Origin of the sequence: Paenibacillus sp. LHD-117 (assembly GCF_030929555.1) — a bacterium.
GTDB lineage: Bacteria > Bacillota > Bacilli > Paenibacillales > Paenibacillaceae > Pristimantibacillus.
The window spans coordinates 125435-148531 of record NZ_JAVFVT010000005.1 but is presented as its reverse complement, the minus strand read 5'-3'; the positions used below and the strand labels follow the sequence as shown (position 1 = coordinate 148531).

General features: G+C 53.1%; 17 protein-coding genes. 16 read left to right on the top strand and 1 reads right to left on the bottom strand.

Annotated features, from left to right (window positions below):
* Positions 1-75 precede the first annotated feature (75 nt).
* From RB620_RS05340 to RB620_RS05320, 5 genes are all read left to right on the top strand, one after another.
* Positions 76-1950, top strand: a complete 1875-nt coding sequence (locus tag RB620_RS05340; RefSeq protein WP_308092525.1) for a sensor histidine kinase — start codon at positions 76-78, stop codon at positions 1948-1950.
* The gene (locus tag RB620_RS05335) at positions 1947-3491 is read left to right on the top strand and encodes a response regulator transcription factor (RefSeq protein ID WP_308092524.1); all 1545 of its coding nucleotides are present in this window, start codon (positions 1947-1949) and stop codon (positions 3489-3491) included. The genes RB620_RS05340 and RB620_RS05335 overlap by 4 nt, the downstream gene beginning before the upstream one ends.
* 570 nt (positions 3492-4061) lie before the next feature.
* Positions 4062-5390 (top strand): extracellular solute-binding protein, encoded by a 1329-nt coding sequence (locus tag RB620_RS05330; RefSeq protein WP_308092523.1) that lies wholly within the window; start codon positions 4062-4064, stop codon positions 5388-5390.
* A gap of 79 nt (positions 5391-5469) precedes the next feature.
* Positions 5470-6339, top strand: coding sequence for a carbohydrate ABC transporter permease (locus tag RB620_RS05325; RefSeq protein ID WP_308092522.1), 870 nt, complete (start codon positions 5470-5472; stop codon positions 6337-6339).
* A 38-nt stretch (positions 6340-6377) separates the two neighbouring features.
* Positions 6378-7247, top strand: a complete 870-nt coding sequence (locus RB620_RS05320) for a carbohydrate ABC transporter permease (RefSeq protein ID WP_308092521.1) — start codon at positions 6378-6380, stop codon at positions 7245-7247.
* Positions 7248-7314: 67 nt separating this feature from the next.
* On the opposite strand, the gene RB620_RS05315 is transcribed toward RB620_RS05320, so the two are convergent.
* A complete protein-coding gene (locus tag RB620_RS05315) occupies positions 7315-9168 on the bottom strand; it encodes a glycosyl hydrolase family 18 protein (protein WP_308092520.1) in 1854 nt (617 codons plus the stop codon).
* A 244-nt stretch (positions 9169-9412) separates the two neighbouring features.
* Here RB620_RS05315 and RB620_RS05310 point away from each other — a divergent pair, with 244 nt between their 5' ends.
* The 11 genes from RB620_RS05310 (at position 9413) to RB620_RS05260 (ending at position 23030) form a co-directional block, all read left to right on the top strand.
* A complete protein-coding gene (locus RB620_RS05310) occupies positions 9413-10867 on the top strand; it encodes a sulfatase family protein (protein ID WP_308092519.1) in 1455 nt (484 codons plus the stop codon).
* 72 nt (positions 10868-10939) lie between these two features.
* Positions 10940-12748: a sensor histidine kinase gene (locus RB620_RS05305; protein ID WP_308092518.1), complete on the top strand. Its 1809-nt coding sequence runs from the start codon at positions 10940-10942 to the stop codon at positions 12746-12748.
* A 6-nt stretch (positions 12749-12754) separates the two neighbouring features.
* Positions 12755-14332, top strand: a complete 1578-nt coding sequence (locus RB620_RS05300) for a response regulator (RefSeq protein ID WP_308092517.1) — start codon at positions 12755-12757, stop codon at positions 14330-14332.
* A gap of 222 nt (positions 14333-14554) precedes the next feature.
* Positions 14555-15484 carry an ABC transporter permease gene (locus tag RB620_RS05295; protein ID WP_308092516.1) on the top strand — a complete coding sequence of 310 codons (930 nt, stop codon included), beginning with the start codon at positions 14555-14557 and terminating at the stop codon, positions 15482-15484.
* Between the two features lie 18 nt (positions 15485-15502).
* Positions 15503-16417, top strand: a complete 915-nt coding sequence (locus RB620_RS05290; protein WP_308092515.1) for a carbohydrate ABC transporter permease — start codon at positions 15503-15505, stop codon at positions 16415-16417.
* Between the two features lie 72 nt (positions 16418-16489).
* Positions 16490-18016 (top strand): ABC transporter substrate-binding protein, encoded by a 1527-nt coding sequence (locus RB620_RS05285; protein WP_308092514.1) that lies wholly within the window; start codon positions 16490-16492, stop codon positions 18014-18016.
* A gap of 64 nt (positions 18017-18080) precedes the next feature.
* Positions 18081-19514 carry an alpha-L-fucosidase gene (locus tag RB620_RS05280; protein WP_308092513.1) on the top strand — a complete coding sequence of 478 codons (1434 nt, stop codon included), beginning with the start codon at positions 18081-18083 and terminating at the stop codon, positions 19512-19514.
* Between the two features lie 113 nt (positions 19515-19627).
* On the top strand, positions 19628-20239 hold the full coding sequence (locus RB620_RS05275) for a xanthine phosphoribosyltransferase (RefSeq protein WP_308092512.1): 612 nt from the start codon (positions 19628-19630) through the stop codon (positions 20237-20239).
* A gap of 212 nt (positions 20240-20451) precedes the next feature.
* Positions 20452-21195, top strand: coding sequence for a Bax inhibitor-1/YccA family protein (locus RB620_RS05270; RefSeq protein WP_308092511.1), 744 nt, complete (start codon positions 20452-20454; stop codon positions 21193-21195).
* Between the two features lie 132 nt (positions 21196-21327).
* Positions 21328-21915 carry a TetR/AcrR family transcriptional regulator gene (locus RB620_RS05265; protein ID WP_308092510.1) on the top strand — a complete coding sequence of 196 codons (588 nt, stop codon included), beginning with the start codon at positions 21328-21330 and terminating at the stop codon, positions 21913-21915.
* Positions 21916-22085: 170 nt separating this feature from the next.
* The gene (locus RB620_RS05260) at positions 22086-23030 is read left to right on the top strand and encodes a DMT family transporter (protein ID WP_308092509.1); all 945 of its coding nucleotides are present in this window, start codon (positions 22086-22088) and stop codon (positions 23028-23030) included.
* Positions 23031-23097 lie beyond the last annotated feature (67 nt).

Below are 23097 nucleotides of genomic sequence, written 5' to 3'. Positions count from 1 at the left end.
CCTTGTCAGCTAATTTGACATGAACCGACAGGTGAAGAAGGACATCATAGCGAAGGCAGAACGGGAGGATTCCGGATGGAGAATTGGCTGGGCAGGTCGCTCAAGCATAAGCTGTCATTATTAATCATTATTTCGGTGCTGGTGCCTGTTCTGTCGCTTGGGTTGTTCTCGTACAACATCGCCGCGGGACTGACGGAGGAGAAGGCAAAGAACTCTGGCATGAATACGCTGCGCCAGATCGGAGCTTATTTGGAGAACATGGTCAGCGACGTCGAGAATCAATCCTTGTTTTTGATCGGGCATGCGGATGTGCAAAATTATCTTAAGACGCCCGAGCGGAATTTGCTGAAGCAAACCTCCATCATCAACCTGCTTACGATGCTGTCGATCTCCAAGCCGTATATCGCCAACGTCATTATCGAATCTAATGTGGACAAGCCGGCGGTATCCTTCAAATCGGTGGTGGCTTCGGAGTTTACGGACATTAAGGAGATCATCCCCAACTATTATTCGGTCTATCCGAAGTGGTGGTCATCCGTTCATCTGCAGATTACCTCGGACAGCCGGAACGAAGTGATCACGATGTCGAGGCCGATTCGCAGCACCCAAAAGTATTACGACATCGGCATGCTGAAGATCAGCCTGCTTCAGTCGGTCATCTCGGCCCATCTGAAGCAAGCCGGGCTGGAGGGTGGCGGAATCGTGCTGCTGCTGGACGGTAGCAACCGGATTCTTGCGGGTCCCGACGATTATTCGACAAAGCAAGTTTTGGAGGATTATTACCCGGGAATTAGGAATTTTGAGGGGACTTCGGGTTCTTTCTACTACGGCGAAAACGCGGATCGGAAAGCCGTTCTTTATTATTCCATGTCGAACGTGAATTGGAAGCTCGTCGGCATAACCCCGGTCCAATCCTACAAGGCCGAAAATAAATACTTTTTGACGCTGACCGCAGTGGCCGTCACGCTCGCCATGTTGTTCGTCATCGCGTTCGTGTTGTTTTTGATTCAGAAGGTCACGAAACCGTTGTCCCAATTGACCAAATCGTTGAAGCGCGCCAGTCCGGACGAGCCGCTGCCGATGCTGCAGGCCACGACGATCGACGAGGTCGGCCAGCTCATCATTACCTACAATCGGATGAGCTCGCGGATCGTGAAGCTGAACGACGAAGTGAAGAGAAACGAAGCGCTTAAGAAAGAAGCGGACATGTCGGCCCTGCAGGCGCAGATCAATCCGCATTTTCTTTATAACACGCTGTCTTCCGTCCATTGGATGGCGCTGATGAAGGGCGATGCCAAAATCGCCGAGATGGTCGGTTCCCTCAGCGATTTTCTGCGGTTCAGCCTGAACAAGGGACAAGAATATTGCGCGATCAGCCAGGAGATTCTGCATATCGATCATTACGTCAATATTCAGTCGATCCGCTATCCGGACAAGTTCGAATACGAAGCGGATATCCCGTCCGAGCTGCTGGATCGCCGGATGCTGAAGCTGTTGCTGCAGCCGCTTATCGAGAACGCGATGATCCATGGCATTTTGACTCGGGAGGGCAAGGGGCATATTTCGGTTAAGGCGTGGGAGGACGGCGACAACATCACGTTTACCGTGGAGGACGACGGTGTCGGCATGGGCGCGGAGCGGCTCGAGGAGCTGCGGGATCGGATCGGCCAGCGGCTTGCCGCGGCCGCCGCGGACGCGACGGAGAGTCAGGCGGGCAGCAGCTACGGTTTGCGCAATGTGCATAACCGCCTGCTGCTGCATTACGGGCCCGATGCGGGACTGCATATCGAAAGCACGGAAGGCGACGGCACGAAGGTGACGTTCACCATCCTTCCGTCCTATGCATCGCGGGAGCAGGAACGAGTGGAAATGCAAGTACAAGAGCAGGAGAGCCGGCAGGAGCCGAACGCATCAAGCAAGTCGCACGATGGAGAGGGGGAACAAGGATGAAGCTGCTTATCGTCGACGACGAGGTCATTATCCGCACGGGTCTAAGCACCGTGATCAAGTGGGAGGAGAACGGCATAGCGCTGCTGGCGCCCGCGGCCTCCGCGGAGGAAGCGCTAATGCGCATCCCGCTGGAGAAGCCGGATATTGTTCTGACCGATATTCGCATGACGGGGATGACGGGACTGGAGATGGCGCAAGAGATCAAGCGGGATTACCCGGAGATCGAGATCGTGGTGTTGTCCGGTCATGACGACTTCGCCTACGCCCAGCAAGCGATCCGGAGCGGCATTAGCGATTATTTGCTCAAAACAAGCCGCCCGGGGGATATTATGTCGGCGGTCATGAAGGCGCGCGGCAAAATAGCGAGCAGCCGAGCCGCCTTGCAAGAAGGCGAGGCGCATCAGACGGCGTTTCGCTGGAAGCTGCTCGACCGGCTGCTGAGAAGCGACCATCCGCTGGAGGAAGCGGAGGCGCGCGAAGTGCTGTCCCATTATCCGGAGCTTCGGCTTGGCTCGGAGTGGGAGACGATCGAGCTATGGATGATCAGCCCATTATCCTCGATGTTCGTGCACGAGCAATGGAAGCAGCCGCTTCGCCTGATCGGCGACAAGCTTCGTGATTCGCTGAACTGCGCCATCCTGGACTGGAACAACGGTTGGCTGCTCTTCTTCCGCGCCGGACAGCCGGGCGCGAGCCGGACGGTGCGGGCTGCGATCGACGCTATCGCGCGCGTCGTGGACGCGCTGATGTTCACCGTCATCGGCCAACAGGCTCCCGGCATCGGAGGACTGCGCGAATCGCTCAAGACAGCCGAGCAAGCCGTCGCTTATCGCTGGCTGATGGGAGGCACCGGAGTGCTCGACTATGAAGACATCAAACATCGTAGAGGCATGCGCACCGTCTGCACGCAAGAAGAGGAAGCCGCGCTCATCGCCGTACTCCGGGGCGGCGACGAAGCGGCATTGAAGAAATGGATCGCGGACACGCTCGTCGCGATCCGGAACGATGGCGAAGCGACTCCGAGCACGATGACTTCGTATTTGCATTCGGTGCTGGTCGCGGGCTTTCGCTGGCTAGAGAGGGCGGCCGAATCGGTCGGCCAATCGGCGCAGGGCATCCAAGAGCTGGAGCAGCCGGACGCGAAGCAGCTTGCCGAGCGGCCCGAAGAGGCAATGGACCGGATCCTCTCGGCCATCGTCACGGAATACAAGCGGTTGAACGGCGGCCGCAACGAGGCGATCGAGCGAACGTTAGCCTACATCCGGGAACATCTCGATCAGAGCCTGACGTTGTCGCAGGTCGCGGCCTCGATTCATATGAATCCGAACTACTTCAGCAAGCTATTCAAGCAGGAGACGGGCAAAACCTATATCGAATATGTCACGGAGGCGCGCATGGAATGGGCGGTGCGGCTACTGCGGGAGACGCCCGCGAAGGTGAGCGAGATCGCGAAGCGGGTGGGGTACGAGGATTTGAAGCATTTCAACCATCTCTTCAAGCGCCATACGGGCGCAACGCCGTCGCAATTCCGCCAAGGGTAAGCCGCTTCAATAATGATTAGCGGCAACAATCGCGTGTCGCGAGTAGCGTGTCAAGACGCTAATAACGTCTTAAACGCGACGATGGCATGGGGCTGGGACGCTAAGACGTCGAGAACGTCTTAGACGCGACGATGGCATGGCGATGGAACGCTAAGACGTTGAGAACGTCTTAGAGGCAATAATCGTGTATCGAAAAGACGTTAAGACGCTGTGAACGTCTTAAATGTGGCAATCGTATGTCACGACGACGCTAAGACGCCGATAACGTCTTAACCGCATCCCTCCAGCGCGAAAACGTGCATAAACGTCCGCCACGTTCGCGTGCGACCTACGAAGCAGTAAAAAGAAGCCGCTGGCCATCCCGCCAAGCGGCTTTCGCCATTATTTGCAGCGTATTCGCCGGGCACACGATACGCATGCTATACGTATCATTTCCGGACCTTGGAAGCGCTACCGCGTATTAGGATGGATGTGAAGTTTCACCCTACTTGGACTGAAGAATCCCCCCTACGACATCGGGAAAGCGTTCTCTATACTTAGGTTACATTACATGAAGGGGGATTATTCTAGATGAAGAAGAGACTTACCCTTATTGTTACCGTTATCACAATGATAGCTTTGCTGACAGCGGCTTGCGGTTCGAACGAACCAACCGGCGAGAACGGCGGAAGCGGCAATGGAGGCGGCGAAAAAACAAAAATCACTGTATGGCATAACTTCGCGGGCGACGACCTGCGCGCAAAAGCGGTCAGACAGCTGATCGACGATTACAAGAAAAACAACCCGAACGTCGAAGTGGACGCGCAAGCGATTCCAGTAGACGGTTACCGTCAACGCCTGAGCACAGTTGCTGCAGGCAACGAAATGCCGGACGTATTCTTCGTATACGCTGGCAGCCAGTCGCAAGAATTTTTCAATGCGGGCTTACTGCAGCCGATTACGTCGCTGGCGGAAGAGAATCCAGACTGGAAAGCCAATTTCATGGACGGCGCATTCAACCGCTTCGAGTTCGAAAAAGATCAAATCTTCTCCGCTCCAATCGGCTTGTCCGCAACTTCTTTCCTTTATTATAACAAAGACCTGTTCGAGAAAAACGGCGTAAAAGTGCCGACAACTTGGGCGGAAATGATGACTGCTGTAAAAGCATTCAACGATAAAGGCATCACGCCGATCGCGCTTGGCAACAAAGCTCCATGGGTAGCGCAATCCACGATCCTTGGTTCGCTTGCTGACCGCGTAACGGGCACAGATTGGTTCATGAAAGCCGTTAATGGCGAAGCTTCCTTCACTGATCAAGTATTCGTCGATGCACTCGGCAAATTCAAAGAGCTCGTTGACAACAAAGCGTTCCAAGAAGGCGCGAACAGCATCGATAACACGCAAGCTGAGCAATATTTCGTACAAGGCAAAGCAGCTATGATGATCAGCGGCGCTTGGACGCTGACGAACCTTGCGGCATCCGCTACGCCTGAGCAAGTCGCTCCAATCGAAGTGACGACGATTCCTGCAATCGAAGGCGGAGCTGGCAAAGCCGGCACGATCTCCGGCGGTGCAGGCGGCGGCTTCGCACTAAGCAAAAAAACATCGGGCGCTGCCAAAGACGCGGCTCTTGACCTCATCTACGCGATCAGCGGTCCGGATGGACAGAAGAAAATCGCAGAGAGCAACTCCATGGTTATGTACAAAATGGACCTGGAAAACTCGAGCGTCAGCCCGCTTTACCTGAAAGCATTCAACGTTGCCATGAACGCTGGCATCACGCCGGTATATGACGCTTACTTGTCCGCTGAAGCCGGCGAATCGATCAACAACGGTCTGCAAGAAATTATGATGGGCGGCAAGCCTGAAGACGTAGCGAAGAAGCTGCAAGACGCTCAAGCACGTTCGACTCAGAAGTAATTCGGCAAATCGCAATGCTCGCGCTGTCCGCCTTTCGAGGGTGGTCGGCGCGAGTTATGAATTAGAGGAGGCTGTCGCCATGTCATCATCGCGCACCCGAAGCTTCGTCGCCCTGGCGCTGCTTCCTGCATTACTCATCTTTATCGTCTTTGCAATCGTTCCGATCATTTGGTCCGGCTATTATGGCTTTTTCGATTGGAGCGGCCTTGGTTCACTAAAGTTTGTTGGCTTGAACAACTACGAAATGATGCTGCAGGACCCGATCTTTTGGAGAGCGCTCAAAAACAACCTTATCTTGGTTGCTTCGGCCATTATAGGCCAAGTGCCGATTGCGCTGCTTCTGGCGCTGCTGCTGCTCAAAAACTCGATGTTCAACCGCATTATCCGTTCCGCCGTCTTTATGCCAATGGTTCTGTCGACCGTCGTTGTAGGCTTGATCTGGGGATATATCTACCAGCCAGAAATCGGGTTGTTGAACAACCTACTTGAGACGATTGGGCTCGAATCATGGACGCGGGCATGGTTGTCCGATCCGAAAGTGAATATGTACGCCGTTTCGATTCCGATCAACTGGGCTAACATCGGTCCATACTTGATCATCTTTATCGCCGCGCTGCAGAACATCTCCTCCGAGGTGAACGACGCAGCCAAGATTGACGGTGCGGTAGGGCATAAAAAGCTGTTTTTCGTTACGCTTCCCATCATGTGGGAGACGATCGTCGTTACGATTGTCCTCTGTATCTCCGGCAGTTTAAAAGCATTCGACCATGTCATCGTCATGACGGGCGGGGGTCCGGCGCAATCGACGGAGCTTCTAGCTACGTACATGTACAATAACAGCTTCACGGTGTACCGTTACGGTTACGGCTCTGCCGTATCCACCATGATCATTCTGATCAGCGCCTTGCTCATTGGTCTGAACTATATCATTACAAAGAGACGGAGCTAAGCCTAGCCTCACGCAAGGCCGATGAAGGAGTGAATCTTATGCAAGCATCAACGAAAGTCCATGCGGAAGAGCCGAAGTCGGCTGCGTGGAAGAAGCCGTTTGGTCTCATTCTGAAGCTGGCGCTTCTCTTATATGCGGTGTTCACGCTGTATCCGCTGTACTGGCTTATCATTAGCGCGTTCAAGTCGAATCAGGAATTTTTCAACCGTCCCTATGCATGGCCGCTGCAATGGCAGCTTAACAATATAACCCGCGCCTGGGATCTGGGCGATATGGGCCGGGCGATGTTCAATTCGACCGTCGTAACGATCACATCGGTTATTCTTACGGTGGTACTTGGCACGCTGGCCGCATATGCGCTGTCCCGCTTTCAATTCAAATTTAGCGGAGCGGTGAAAGGGTTATTCCTGCTCGGCATGCTTATCCCGATTCACAGTACGCTCGTTCCGCTCTTTATCTTCATGAACAAGATCGGGATGCTGGACACGTACTGGTCGCTTATTCTGCCTTATACGGCATTCGAGCTTTCCATCGCAATCTTCCTTAGCATCGCGTACATGGCGTCGATTCCGAAGGAAGTGGAGGAAGCGGCTATGATCGACGGCAACGGCTGGTGGGGCGTCTTCGGACGCATCATCTTCCCGCTCTGTCTGCCTGTTATCGCGACGGTGACGATCCTTGCGTTCCTGCGCTTCTGGAACGACTTCTCGTTCGCTCTCGTCTTTATCAACTCGCAAGCGCTGAAGACGCTGCCGCTCAGCTTGTCGTTGTTCTCCGACGGCTTCGGCACGGACTACGCCTTGACGATGGGCGCGATGTTCATCGCGGTTATCCCGACGATTGTCATCTACCTGATCTTCCAAGAGCAGATCATGAAGGGTATGGTTGCGGGTTCGGTTAAAGGCTAATATGGATTCTTACACAGAAGAACCGCGGACTGGAGCTATCCAGTCCGCGGTTTTTTATTGCTCCGCGTTACTTGTTGTAGACTTCGAATTCATAAATGCCAAGCTTGTTGAATTGCGAGAAGTTGCCGCTTGGAATATTCGGCAGCTCAGCGGAAGTAATGAGCACCCTTATGTTGCCCGTTGTAATGGCAGGGAAGCTGATCACTTTATAGGCCCCCATTAGACCGCCTGAGTAAACATCTACCCATTGTCCGCCGGACCAATTCTGCACTTTGAACGACCGTACGTTATTGCCATGCTCTTTCAGCACCACGGTATTTAACGTCGTCACCTGCTTGAAATCCAGCTGCAAGTAGGCATCGCTAGTAACGCCCGCAGGCGCTTGCCAATACGTCGTCTTGTCGTTGCCGTCGAATACTTGATGCGCGCCGTAGCCGGAATCGCTGACATTCGCGTAATACCATTGATTGGCGGCCAGATTCGTCATGCTCCGATAAGCTTGATGCCCGTTTTTCTCATCCGTAATCGCTTTGAGCAGCGACTTGGAGTCGCTCACCGGCGCGTCGGCGAACAGATGCCACATCATGACGCCTCCCACTTCCATATCCTGAGCGAGCAGCATCTTTCTTTTGTTCATATCGATGCCGTTGAAATAGACATTTTTGACAACGGGGTTGCCGTTGGCAGTCCCGACAGTAAAGTTATACACGATATCCGTCTCCGGCGTGATGGAAGTTTGAGCGTTGATTTCATCATAGTCGAGCCAGTAAGCAGAGCCGTCGAACGGTCTGCCGTACCAGGCGAGGCCGAGATTGATTTTTTCCTTAGGCACGCCTAGATTCAGGAAATAATTAATGCCGGAGCGGGAGTTCTCGAACGGCGCATGATAGTAGCCGGCGTCATAGTTCATATAGTTGATATGATCGACGCTGGCGAAGGCGTTGGCGCTTAAGCTTACGCCCCATGCGGACAGCGCGAGGGAGATGCTTTTGCCGTTTTTGCCAAGCGCTTGCTGCATCTCAATAATTGTGGTGCTGAAGTTGTTCCACTGCGTCGACCCGCTTGGATACTCCCAATCGATGTCGACTCCGTCGAAGCCGTATTGGGTAAGGAAGCTGCCCACCTGTGCGATATAATTCGCTCTAGCGGTCGGATTGCCGACGACTTGGGCCATCGTGCTCGCATCGGCGTTCAGCGTAATCCACTTTTTGACCGACCTGCTACCGACGGCTTGATGCATCGTGTCCACGTATTGGGGCCAATTCGCCAAGTCTGGATCATCGGTTCTCGTGACGATATTGCCGCTTGTATCCAAGGTGTGGAAGCCGATGAGGATCACGTCGGTAATATAATCGAATGCGGCCGAATCGATGTCGTTATTGCTGAAGCTCTTAGGGTGAATATAGCCGGCTACCTTGAAGGTTTTCGGAGACAGCGAATAGTTGTCGATCTCCACGCCGTACGTGAAGGTCTGGCCGCCGTCATTTTGGAGCTTGATGCTGTTCGTTGCCCCTGGGTTCAGCGTCACTTCAACCGTCTTATTCACGAACGTATTCCATCCGCCCGTCGATTTGAATTCGATATACGCCACTTTGGAGCCGTTCACATACAAAGCTTTTGTAGCGACGGCATCGCCGGTAGCGAATCGAATCGTCAATTCGTATTTACCCCCCGCTTGTCCGCCATTCACGTTCTGGACTTGGTTATAGGCATTGTTGAAATGCATGCTCCCAATGGCGCTGCCGCCGGATGCATTCGATTTGCTTGCGACAGCCGCTCCGCTACCGATCGTGCCGCTTTCAGCTTCGTAGACTTGCTGATTGGGGGCCGCTAATACCTCGTTCTGCGGCGGAACCAGCACGAAGGAAGCAAGAACAAGCAGAGCGGATAAGCCGGCCGTCATCCATCGTTTCATCATCATTCATCACTCTCGTCTCTTCATATTTGTTAACGCTTTCAGGTTAGATTATGTACAAATCCAGCAGGAGCCGAAAGGGTAATAATTTAAGAATGACCGTCTTAAGTCAATATATTTGACGAACTGACATAAAGATCATTAAATTGTGCATTGTATCGCTGCGGCAGGTTCATTATGATAGGACTGAATTTAATGTCCGACCTGCATGATAGTTCGCAACTATAGTTGGCTAGGGGGAATTGCGAATATGAACCGACGCAAAACGCATATTTGGCTCATTACAACCGACCAGATGAGGGCTGACGCTATCGGAATGGAAAATCGCGATGTTATAACGCCTGTGCTGGATGAGATGGCGGGAGAAGGTACCGTATTCGAACGATCCTATTGCGCAAGCCCCGTATGTACGCCTTCCAGAGCCTCAATCTTTACGGGACGTTATCCGCATATTCACGGCGCGTGGAACATCGGCGTATCGCTGAATGAGGATGAGATGACGCTCTGCGATCATCTGAAGAAGCTTGATTATGCAACGGTGGGCGTAGGCAAGATGCACTTCCGCCCGCAATGCAAGCCGAACGGCACGTATGAAGCGGAAGAACCGGCTTACAGAGACCGGGGCCGGGCATCGGACAGTACGTATTACGGGTTCGACCAGCATTTCATTACGGAAGACAACGGCATTGGCGCCTATACGGATTGGCTGAGCGAGCAAAATCCGGAGTGGGCTGAGCGCTTCATGCGCGATCGCGGCCGCAGCGATGACGCGGCGGGCGACGTATGGGAGAGCGATATGCCCTCCGAGCTTACTCAGACCTATTGGACGGCTGACCGAAGCATCGAAGCGATTGCAAGCCATAACGACGACCGCCCGTTGTTCCTATGGACAAGCTTTGTCGATCCGCATCATCCCTTCAATCCGCCGCGTTCTTATGCGGAACGTTACGCGAATGCTGACATTCGTCTGCCGTCCCCGGCAGAGAGCGAGATGCCGGATCGTCCGGAACATCTTCTGCGTCAGGACGGGAAGTATTGGCCGGGCGGCGGTGAGGCGCATACGCATAGCGAAGACCATATGAAGCGTTTGATCCGCAATTATTACGCGATGATTACCTTTATCGACGAGCAGATTGGACGTATCCGGGACGCGTGGAGAGCGAAGGGGATGTATGATGATGTTCTTGTCGTATTCACCGCAGACCACGGCGAGCTGCTTGGCGACCATGGCCTGCTGTACAAGGGACCGTGGCTTTACGAGGGATTAACCCGAGTGCCGATGATTGTGCGCGGACCTGGCATCCGAAGCGGATACCGCGCATCTGCGCTTATGGAGAATGTGGATATCGTGCCGACGCTGCTGGATGCGCTCGGTCAGGAACGCCCTTACGGCGTGCAGGGAGTGTCGCAGCTTCCGGTCATAACGGGACAGGCGGCGGCCATACGGGATTCCGCGATGACAACATACGATGCGCACGATCGGGGCATCCACGCCAAGTGCATGAGGACGGATAAATATAAGCTGGTCCTATTTGAGGGCGAAGCGTACGGCGAGCTCTTTGATTTGGAGAACGATCCGAGAGAGACGGCCAACCAATTTTTTAACCCGATCTATCGGGAAATCAAATACGGGTTGATGGAAGCGATGCTTCAGCGGCTGATGAGCTGGCAGGATCCTCTTCCTCAGCGAAAGGCGCTTTGGTAGAGCGCCCGGGCTGGCATCCTATTTGTAAGCGTATTCAGAAAATCCGGGCAGAGAGGGTGAAGAAGAGTTGCAATGAGAAGGTTCACCCGCATAGTAGGCGAGCTGTATCGGACGCATTTTGCAGAAAAGCTGTTTAATAAAATATTACTGACCTATTCGGTTATTATTATGGTCACTCTGGTTGCGCTTGCCTTCTTCATCTATCAATATTTCACGCAATATATGATCAACAAGGAGACTTTGCGGATGCAGGAGGCGTCCGCCAATGTCAGCGCCTATATCGACCAGCGCATGGACGCGTCAAGGATGATGCTGGAGAGTATCCATTCGAACGAAAGCTTTATGCAATATTTCGAGGTGCTGCTGGAGAAAGGTTATGCGGAATTTTTATCGTATCAGCTCGACCGGTATTTCGACATCGATACCCCCATCAATGCTTCCTTAAAGTCGCTGTCCGCTTACTTCAACAACGGGTTCGACCTCGACTCCATCCTGTTCCTGGGCAAGGGAGGGGAGGTGTACCGGGTGACCTCCCAGCTGTCGCTGGAAATCGTCACGCCAAGTGAACTGCCGGAGAGGGTGGCGCAAGAGAATGAGCGTTATGCGGAGTCGATGCCCATCTTCCCAGTCATGACTAATGAGAGCGCGGGGAGACAGCCGCTGTACGTCTACGCAGCCGAGCTGAAAAATCCGGATACGCTGAAGCCGATCGGGCAGATCATGATCCAGTACAGGGCGAACGGCATCATGAAGTCAAATCAGCGCACTCCTTCCGATTTGAAGGGGGACATTATGGTCCTGACGCGCGAAGGCGACGTCATCTATGATTCCTCCATGCAGTGGTACGGTATGCGCTATCCGGTCGAGCGCCTGCTCGACAGCGATACGCCGAAGTTGGAAGAGCAATATACAGTATCCACTGCGAACAAGGCCGGCGTCATCGTCGCAGGCATCATGTCCAGCGAGCAACTGAGCTCGGGTACGAAGGCGCTGCAGCGGTGGATAACGATTGTGACCGGTCTATTCATTGCCGTGGCATTGCTGTTGACGTATATATTGATCCTGCGGTTTTCCAAGCGGACCAAAGTTATCGTTCGGGCGATGGAGAAGCTGGACGTCGGTCAATGGAATGTGCGTATCCCGCTGACCAAAGGGGACGAGCTGTACCAGATTTCCTCAAACTTTAACAAGATGTGCGAACGCGTCAATGATTATATCGAGAAAGTGTACGTCTCCGAAATTAAGCAAAAAAACGCCGAGATCGTCGCCATGCAGATGCAGATGAATCCGCATTTTCTGTATAACACACTGGAGGCGATCCGCATGAACGCGGTCGCGCAAGGGGCTCCGGAAGCGGGTCATATGATATTCCTGCTCGCCACTCTGTTCCGCACCACGATGAAGAGCGCAATGATCGTGGATGTGGCGGCTGAGATGGAGCGATGCCGCGTCTATCTGGAGCTGTTCCAAATTCGTTATCCGAACCAGCTGCAGGTGGAATTCGATATTCCGGAGGAACTCGGACGCCATGAAATCTTGAAGCTGTCGGTGCAGCCGCTTATAGAAAACTATGTGCTGCACGGCTTTAGGGCGGGTCGCCTGGACAATCTGATTCGCATCGAAGGCATTTTGAAGCAAGACGTTATGATTTTGAGCGTAGGAGATAACGGCAAGGGGATACCGCTTCCGGAGCTCATGAAGCTTCGCCAGTCCTTGAACGAAAAGAGCGAGCTTGAAGCGAAGTCCGATTCGCTCGGCTTAAGCAACGTGCATATGAGACTGCAGATGGTGTACGGCAGCGAATACGGTTTGACAATCGAAAGCATGGACGGAGCGGGGACGGAGGTTACTTTGAAGATCCCCGCCGTCGTCAAGGAGTGAGACAGCATGTACAAGGTCATGATCGTAGATGACGAACCTCTCATCTTGAAGGGCATGTATTCCATCATGGATTGGGAAGGGCACGGACTTCGGATCGCGTCGCAAGCCTCTAGCGGGGAGCAGGCGCTCGAGCAATTTCTGGATCACCCAGTCGACGTAGTCATGACCGATATCCGAATGCCCGGCATGGACGGCTTGAAGCTGATTGAGACGATTCGCTCCATCGATCCGAGCGTCAAATTCATTGTCCTGAGCGGCTACGACGATTTCCAATATGTAAAGGAAGGGATGCGCTTCGGCATTGAGAATTACCTGCTCAAGCCCGTCGATGTGAACGAGTTGTCCGCTACGGCTGCGACTGCCGTAAGGAAGCTGGAGCTCGAAGGGCAGCGGCGGATTCGATCCATTGAAGAGAAGCAGATATTGCGTACCAACGTGCTTAATCGGTGGATGAGCCGTTCGATTCCAATGGCGGAGTTGAAGCAGCGAGCGGAGATGGCCGACATTCCGCTTCATCACCGCGCGTATGCCGTCGTGACCGGCAGCCTTCTAAGAAGCGATCAGGCCGGAGACAGCTTTCCGCCTGATGTCCGCAACGAGCTCGTATCCGAAGTTTGCGAGCTGGTCCGCACAGATGCTTCGGAGCTGCTCTCTACGTACACGACGTTGGATTTTGTAGATTTCGACGGCGACATCGTGATCTTATTCTCGGATCATGGCGGCGGCCTGAACCGTGAAGTATTGCATAGGGAGCTGGAGAGCCTCTATGAGAGCGTCAGGGAGCAATGGCGGATTGATATGCTGTTCTCCATAGGCGCGACCGTCGGCAGTTACCTGGAGGTGCCCGAGAGCTATCGGCAGGCCAAAGAAATACAGATCCAGAGGATGATTAACAGCGACCGGTTTATTGTCGACGGGGAACATGCCGGCACGCGGGTGTCCAGCGTCGAATTTCTGCAGGAGCTGCAGACGCTGACGTCGCTGCTCGCTAAGAAAGACCGTAAGGAGCTCCAGCTATGGATTGACGACTCGTTCGATGGACTAAAGGAGCATATGCGCGCTTCGCTTGCGGATGCGCAGGATGGCGCGCTGGAAATTATGCTTCAAGTCGCCAAGCAAACGGGGCGCAGCAACTTCATGGAAAGTTTCGCCCAGTTGTTCCGCTTAAGAAGCGTAGACCAGATCAAACAATATATTCAGCAATTTGCGGGCGAGTCGCTTGACGCTGTATCCGTGGCGGAAGAGAGCCGAAGTCCGGTCATTAGCAAAGTCGTTCAGGATATCCATACCCGTTACGAGTCGGAGCTGTCGCTTAAGACGCTTGGTCAGATCTATAACGTCCATCCCGTCTATTTGGGCCAATTGTTCAAGAAGGAGATCGGCGTCGGGTTCACAGACTACGTCAACGGCTATCGCATCCAAATCGCCAGGGAGCTGCTTCTTCAGACCGATCTGAAGGGAAGCGAGATCGCGGCGAGGGTAGGCTGTCTGGATCCTAACTACTTCTATAAGCTGTTTACGAAATTTACGGGTGTATCGCCTACCGAATTCCGTTCCGTCCGTAAAGGGGTGCCGAGAGGATAAGGAAGGAGGGGATCCCCGATATCGAATGTTCGCCGGTTGCATTGTGGGCAGCCGGCGTTTTTTTGTCCCCATATGCCTCCCGGTTTTGCCTTGAGTTCTGACGGTTCATCTTGGATTATTCCTCTTTCTGCAGCACGGCGTAGAACGGATAATAGAATCAGGATGAAAACGCTTTAAACGAATGAGTTCAGACAACTTGGGAAGGAAATGGGAGAGTGGAGAATGTTAACGAAATGGAAACAGCTGAAACGAAATCAAATCTTTCTGCTAATGGTGCTTCCGGCGACTTTGTGGTTCATCATCATGAAGTATTTGCCTATATTCGGCAACTTAATTGCTTTTCAGAAATTTACTTATCATGCAAAAGGAATATTTCACGGCATATGGAGTGCGGAATGGGTTGGCTTGGATAACTTCAAATTTCTGTTCCAGACGAACGACGCCTTTATCATCACGCGCAACACGCTGCTTTATAATTTCGCCTTTATTATCCTTGGCGTCGTTATACCCGTGGCGCTGGCCATTGTGGTCAGCGGGCTTACCAATAAGCGGATGTCCAAGTTTTATCAGACCGGGATGATGCTCCCGCATTTTCTGTCTTGGGTCGTTGTCGGCTATTTTGTGTTCGCCTTTCTCAGCATGGACAAGGGGTTCCTCAATAACGTCCTCGCGAGCTTAGGGGTGGAGCCCAAGATGTGGTACAACGAACCGGCTTACTGGCCGTTTATCCTCATTCTTGCGCAGGTGTGGAAGACGGTCGGATATTCCAGCGTCATCTATATCGCGGCTATCGCAGGGATAGACAGAACCTATTACGAAGCGGCGGTCATTGACGGGGCGAGCAAGTGGCAGCAAATCCGGAGCGTGACGATTCCACACTTAAAGCCGTTGATCATTATCTTGACGATATTGGCTATCGGGCAAATCTTTCATTCCGATATCGGGCTGTTCTATCAAGTGCCGCGCGAATCCGGCCTTCTGTTCCCGGTTACGAATGTTATCGACACGTATGTCTACCGCAGCATGAAGGAAATGGGCGTATTCAGCATGAGCGCCGCCGCTGGCTTGTATCAGTCGGTTGTCGGCTGCATTCTGGTTCTGACGGCCAACTACGCGGTCCGCAAAATCAGCAAAGACGACGCCTTATTCTAACAGAAGGAGGAAGCTTGCATGAAATCAAAGAACAGCGCGAATGTCGAAGGATTTTCCCGAGGCTGGAACTGGTTTTGGAACGTTGTGGCCGCGTTGGTCGCATTCGCTTGCATCATGCCGTTTGTATTCACGATCATTATCTCGCTGACGGAAGAGAAGTCATTGACGCGTAATGGATACCGGATTTGGCCCGAGCAGTGGAGCTTGTCCGCTTACTCGTATCTATTGGAGGATTCCGGCCAGATGCTGAACTCCTTCCTTGTATCCATCCTCATTACGGTGCTTGGCGTGATCATAAGTTTGGTCTTGATTCTGCCGTACGCTTACGCGATTTCGAGGCCGGAGTTTGCTTACCGCAAGCTATTTACCTTCATCGCTTTCCTGACGATGCTGTTCAACGCCGGTCTCGTTCCATTCTATATGATGGTGACGCAAGTTCTGCACTTGAAAGATACGATATGGGCGCTGATTCTCCCGCTTAGCGTCAACGCCTTCTATATTATCGTCATGAGAACCTTCTACCGGACGACGATAGAAGAGGGTATGATCGAAGCGGCCAAGATCGACGGAGCCGGAGACTTCTCCATCTTTGTTCGCATGGTGCTTCCGATCTCGCTGCCCGGCATTGCGACCATTGGTTTGTTCAGCGCATTGGCTTATTGGAACGATTGGTTTAATGCGATGCTCTTCATCGATAAGCCGGAGCTGACGCCTCTTCAATATATGCTCTCAAGAATTCAGAACAACCTGCAGTATTTGCTGGAGAATACCGATTCGTTATCCACTTCGGATGCAACGCTGATCGCGAACCTGCCTCAGGAAACGATCCGCATGGCGATGGTCGTTCTGGCAACGGCGCCAATCGTGCTCGCCTATCCGTTCTTCCAGCGGTTTTTCATCCAAGGTTTGACCGTAGGCTCCATCAAAGGGTAGTTGTTTAACGCGGCGGGCGCATCCAAGCGAACGGTGCTTTAAATAAAAACAAACGATACAGGAGGGTACAACATGTTTCTGAGAAATAAAAAAAGAGGGTTGATTTCATTAGCGGCAATCTTGCTGTTGACCGTAGTGCTCAGCGCTTGCGGCGGCAAGAACAACAACGAAAACGGACAGCCCGGCGCAAGCAGCTCCCCATCGCCTGAAGCGACCGGCGAAGCGGCGGAAAATCAATTGAAGCCGTACGAGCTGGTGCTGTATTTCTTCGGCGATCCGCAGAAAGATACGGAGCTCATTGAACAGAAGGTGAACGAGTACATTCAGCCGAAGATCAATGCGACAGTCAAAATCAACTTTGTGCCTTGGGCCGAAGCCGAGCAGAAAGTGCCGGTCTTCCTGGCATCCGGCCAGAAGATCGACGTCTTGTTCGCACAAGCGAAGCATATGGTTCCGCTCGCTTCCAAGGGCGCTCTGAATCCGGTGAACGAACTGCTGGAGAAGCATGGCCAAGACGCGCTCAAGTCGATGTACAGCAAGTTCCTGGACCTGTCTAAGGTGAACGGCCAAAACTACGGGGTTCAAAATCCGAAGGAAATCGCTTCGCAATGGGTATTGCGCTTTAACGAGCCGCTTCTGAAGCAGCATGGCATCGACGCATCCGGCGTGACATCGATTGCAAGCGCTGAGCCTGTCCTGAAGCAGCTGAAGGAGAAGGATTCGACGATCTATCCGATCGAGCCGACTCAGCAATCGCTGTGGTATGTGCCGTTCGATTACGTCATGAACGAAAACATTCCGTTCGGCATGGTCTACGAGCCGATGGCGACGGACGGGAAGATCGTCAGCCTGTGGGAGACGCAGCAAGCGAAGCAAGCGCTGGAGACCGTACGCGCCTATTACAAGGCCGGTTATATCCGACCTGACGTTGCGACTTACGCCCGTCCGGAGAACGAGGAGCAGGCAGGCAAGTGGCTGACCGGCATATCCGGCGGCATTCCGACAGCAGAGGTGATTTGGACGAACCGCGCTGGCTTTGATGTCGGCTACAATCCGGTTGAGAAGCCGATCGTCACAACAAACTCCGTTATGGGGTCTATGCTGACGATTCCGAAAACGTCCGAAGATCCGGAACGAGCGATGATGTTCATTAACATGCTGCATGCCGATGTTTATCTCCATAATTTGTTCGTGTACGGTGTCGAAGGCGTGCATTACGAGAAAGTATCCGATAACGTGGTCAAAGATTTGCCGGCGCGCAAAGAACGCTGGAACACGGGTTGGTTCCAATTCGGCAACGGCTTCTTGAACTACCTGACAGAAGCGGACCCGGCCGACAAGTGGGAGCAGTTCAAGAAATTTAACGACGAAGCGCAAGTATCGCCGCTGGTCGGCTTCGTATTCGACCCGGCTCCGGTGCAAGCCGAGATTGCCGCGATTCAGAACGTGACGGCTGAAGTAAGACTGCCTCTCATTACGGGCTCCATCGATCCGGAGCAGTTCTTGCCGAAAGTTAACGAGAAGCTGAAAGCTGCCGGTTCCGAGAAGGTAATGGCGGAGATGCAGAAGCAATACGACGCTTGGAAAGCTGCGCAATAATAGATCGAACTGAGAAGCCTCCCGGTATCATCGGGGGCTTCGCTTCACGAGAGGAGAACCGGCAATGGCGGGAACAAAAAAAGACGCGCTGAACAACGGCGTTCACGATTATACGGCAGAGGATATGTACGTGCGTCCGGATAACCCGAACGTATTGGAGGCGCTGGAGAAATTCCGCGACCACAAGCTTGGCTTCATGATGCATTGGTCGCCTGCATGCCAATTGGGCATCTACGAATCCTGGTGCATGTCCGACGACAGCGCCGCCTGGTCGAAGAAGGATGTCGACTGGACCGACGACATGAACGAGTTTCGGCGGCAATACCGGAATTTGAGAACGACGTTTAATCCGATCCGGTTTCAGCCGGAAGCTTGGGCGGATCTTGCGAAGGAATGCGGGTTCCAGTACTTGCTGTTCACGACGAAGCATCATGACGGATTCTGCATGTGGGACACCGAAACGACGGATTACAAAGTGACAAGCCCGAATACGCCGTTCAGCTCGCACCGTTACGCCGATATATGCCGGCACTTGTTCGATGCGTTCCGGGACCGGGGCATGGATATCCATGCGTACTTCTCCAAGCCGGACTGGCATACGCCGTATTATTGGTCGCCCGACTTCGCTTCGCCGGATGGCAAGACGGATCGCAACGTTAATTACGACGTGACGGAGCATCTTGAGTTATGGGAGAAGTTTGTCCAGATGTCGCATCGGCAAATAACGGAGATCATGACGAATTACGGCCGGATCGAAGCGCTGTGGCTGGATGGCGGCTGGGTTCACCCGGATAACAAAGGGCAGGATATTCGAATCGGAGAGATTGTCGAACGTATCCGCGAGACGACGCAGCCGCATCTGATGGCGGTAGACCGTACCGTCGGCGGCCCTTATGAAAATTTCATTACGCCGGAGCAAACGGTGCCGGATGAGCCGATTCTTGTTCCTTGGGAGAGCTGCGTCACGGTCGGCCAGCGCTTCTCATTCAATTACGACGATGATTTCAAGTCGCCGAGACAGCTCGTCCACTTGCTCATTAACATAATCGCCAAAGGCGGTAACTTGGCTTTGAACATTGCGCCGCAGCCTGACGGCAGGCTTCCGGCCAAAGGTATGGCTGCGCTGCGGGAGCTCGGCGCATTCCTGAAGCGGAACGGCGAAGCGGTATACGGCACCCGCGAATGCGCGCCTTATTTGGCGGACGGCATGGCGTATACTAGAAAAGGCAATACGGTTTATGCGTTCTATCTGTATCCGGACGATTCGTCCGAGGTTCGCGATTCCTTCATCCTGCCGTATTTCGGAGAGGTGTTGTCCGCTTCCCTGATAAGCGATGAAGGCGAAGTGAAGACGGAAGCTATCGACGAAGGCAAGCTCCGAATTACTGTTTTGTCTCGGACAACGCAGGGGACGCCATATGCCGATGTATTCCGGATGCAAATAATTTCCCACTTGAAACTGCCGCACAGAGTGTGTACCCTTACAAAGGTACAATAGAATAGAACTCATCAGGATAACATTTCGAAAGGACAGGCTTCACTTGAGTGAGTACGAGCTCAAGGAAGACTGTCCTTTTTCAATTTCACAGCAGATGGGGGAACGGGAAGAAGATGAAAGAGCTTGAAGAGCGCATACGGCAGGAAGGGGCCATTCTGTCCGAGACGGTGTTGAAGGTGGATGCCTTCTTGAATCATCAAGTCGATACGGAGCTGGCGCTGGCGACGGGACGGGAGTTCGCGCGCGCGTTCGCCGGAGAGAAAATTACGAAGGTGCTGACGATCGAAGCGAGCGGCATCCAATTCGCCATGGCGGCGGGCATCGCGCTGCAAGTGCCGTTCGTCTACGCGAAGAAGAAAAAAGCCGTAACGCAGTCCGGCAGCGTATATTCGGCGCCCGTCCATTCGTTCACACGCGGCGAGACGTATCAGGTGACCGTAGACCAGCGTTATTTGGGGCCGGGCGACAAGGTGCTGATTGTCGACGACTTCCTCGCGACGGGCGCGGCTCTCATCGGCCTAGTGGATATCGTCCGTGAATCCGGCGCAGAGCTGATAGGCGTAGGCGCCGTCATCGAGAAGAGCTTCCAGGAAGGGAGAGGCCTGCTGGAGGCGAAGAACGTCCGTGTGCATTCCCTGGCGCGCATCGAGTCGATGAAGCCGGGCGAGGTACATTTCACGCAAGACCACAACGAGAGCAGTCATCGAGTTAAGGAGAAGGTATAAAGCATGTAAAGCAAACAAAGGGTCGTGACGTTAGGCTTCCAGCACGTGCTGGCAATGTATGCGGGGAGGTCATCGATAGAAATACTGATGGATAATAGAGAACGACCGAAGAAAAGGTCTTTTTTTCCGGGTAAGCGTTTAACGCGAACATGATGTCAGAAATGTAAGAATATGATACGATAGGACTAATCTATCCGAAGAGGTGATTATGCGTGATTGGACGCAGCGGCAACCCCACGTTAAAGGATTCGACATTCGAGAGGACGGGCCTTCATACCGGACAAGACCGGATGACGATCGAAGGAACGGTCAACAAAATGTTCATCGCGCTCGCGATTCTGCTCGGCGGCGCGTTCGCGTCTTGGAGCATGTACGCGAACGGACAGGCGAACGTCATGGCGCTGGCCATCGGCGGCGCGATCGCGGGTTTCGTTCTTGCGTTGATTATTAGCTTCGTGCCGAAAGCGGCTCCCTTCCTGGTGCCGATCTATGCGGCTTGCGAAGGCTTGTTCCTGGGCGCGATCTCCGCGCAATTCGAAAGCTTGTACAACGGCATTACGCTTCAGGCATCGGCTCTGACGATGTGCGTGTTCATCGCGCTGCTCGTCGCCTACCGTTTCAGAATCATCCAAGCGACCAAAAACTTCAAGCTTGGCGTTTTCGCGGCTACGATGGGCGTTATGCTGCTTTACTTGATGAGCTTCGTGCTCGGGTTTTTCGGAGTCACGATTCCTTATCTGCACGAGAGCAACTGGATCGGCATCGGCATCTCCGTCGTCATTGTCATCATTGCGGCGCTGAATCTCGTGTTGGACTTCGACTTCATCGAAGCCGGCGCGCAGCAAGGCGCACCGAAGTACATGGAGTGGTACGGCGCGTTCGGCCTGATGGTGACGCTCGTATGGCTGTACATCGAGATTCTTCGTCTGCTATCGAAGCTGGCAAGCAGAGACTAATAGGCAAATACAAAAGAGCGGGGCTTCGGCCTCGCTTTTTATTTTGCCTGTACGTCACTTGACAGTTGGCTAAGACTGATATACTATGATGTCAGTGATCACTGACATTGCTTTAAGGAAGGTTCATGGCCTATGGATGACAGCAAGCTGGGGAGCAGTGACAGACTATTGCTCGCTGCAATCAATCTAATCTCGGAGAGAGGCTACAACGGCGTAACCACGCAGGAGATCGCGGCTGCTGCGGGGCTAAGCGAGAAGACGTTGTTTCGCCATTTTCAGAGCAAGCAGAATCTCCTAGAGGCGGCGTTCGACCGGTATCATTACGCAGAGGAAATGAGAAAGCTGTTCGAAGAGAAGCTCGTGTGGGAGCTGGAGGAAGACCTGCTTACGATATGCAGAACCTACCATACGACGATGAATCGCAACCGGAAGCTGATCCAGATCAGCGCGAAGGATGAGTCCAGATTGCCTGGATTCAAAGAACGGACACGGCAGCACCCGCTGCAGCTGCTTGAGTTTCTTACGAATTATTTTATCGCCATGGGTGACAAGGGGAAGATGATTCGAGGCAATCCGAGAATAGAGGCTTTCACGTTTATGATGTCTCAATATGGCGCCTTTATGAATGATTTGAACGCTGGGAAGAACTATCCCAATATGGAGCTTGAGCCATTCATGAAGGAAAGCGTGAAACTATTTGCTAGGGCTTTGACCCCCTAGCTATTTTTACGACATAAATGTCAGTCAGTACTGACAGTCGGCAGCGATTAGAATAATTGAAAATTGGCGTCAGGCCGCTTGAAATATTTTAGAGGAGAGGATGAGTGAGATGATTTTGAATAAAAACATGCGGGTATGCAGGAAGCAAGTGGATGTGGAGGTGCTGTTCCATGTCTAATACCGCTACTGCTATTTATTCCAAAGGGGTGAAGCTCGCTTATTTGCTGGCCGTCATCAACGCCAGTGTAATCGGCGTTTCTTTCTTGATTGTTAAGCTAACCCTCGACTACGCGAACCCCTTCGATACGCTAACTTTCCGGTTTGCCGCAGCGTTTATGATCCTGTCGATACCTGTGGCGTTTCGCTTGGTGAAGCTGAAGTACCGCGGCAAGCCGCTTCTTAAGCTGCTATTGCTGGCAACGATGTACCCGGTCGGTTATTTCACGTTGCAAGTATTCGGATTGAATCACGCCAGCTCCGTAGAAGGGGGAATTATTAATGCCTTTACGCCGGTCATTACGATGGTGCTGGCGTCGGCGTTTTTGAAGGAAGCGATTACCCGGACACAGAAGCTGTCTACGCTCCTTTCCGTTTTCGGAGTTGTATTCATCTTCATCATGAAGGGAAGCAGCTTGGACTTCTCGAATCTGTCAGGCATTCTTCTGCTGCTTCTAGCGGGCTTGACCTTTGCGGCATACAGCGTGCTGGCCAGATCCATCTCCAGACATTTCAGCCCGATCGAGATCGCTTATTTCATGGTGGCCGTCGGATTCGCAACGGCTCTCGTAATCTCTCTAATTAAGCATGGATCTAGAGGCACGCTTGGCGACTTGGTCTCACCGCTGGCGAGCGGTACGTTCCTCTCTTTGATCCTCTTCCTGGGCATCGTCCAGCTTGGTACCGCGTTGATGGGCAGCTACATCCTATCCCAGATCGAAGCTTCGAAAATGGCGGTGTTCATGAACCTGTCGACCGTCGTATCCATCGCGGCAGGAGCAAGCATACTCGGCGAATCATTCACATGGTTCCACCTTGTTGGTTCCGTGCTCATCATTGCCGGAGTCATTGGAACGAATGTGGTCGTTAGGCCTCGTATCGGCCAGCGTGAGCGTTAATCCTGCATGACATAAAAAAGGTCCGGCAGTTCCCGCTCTGGAAGCGACTGCCGGCCTTTGCTGTTTG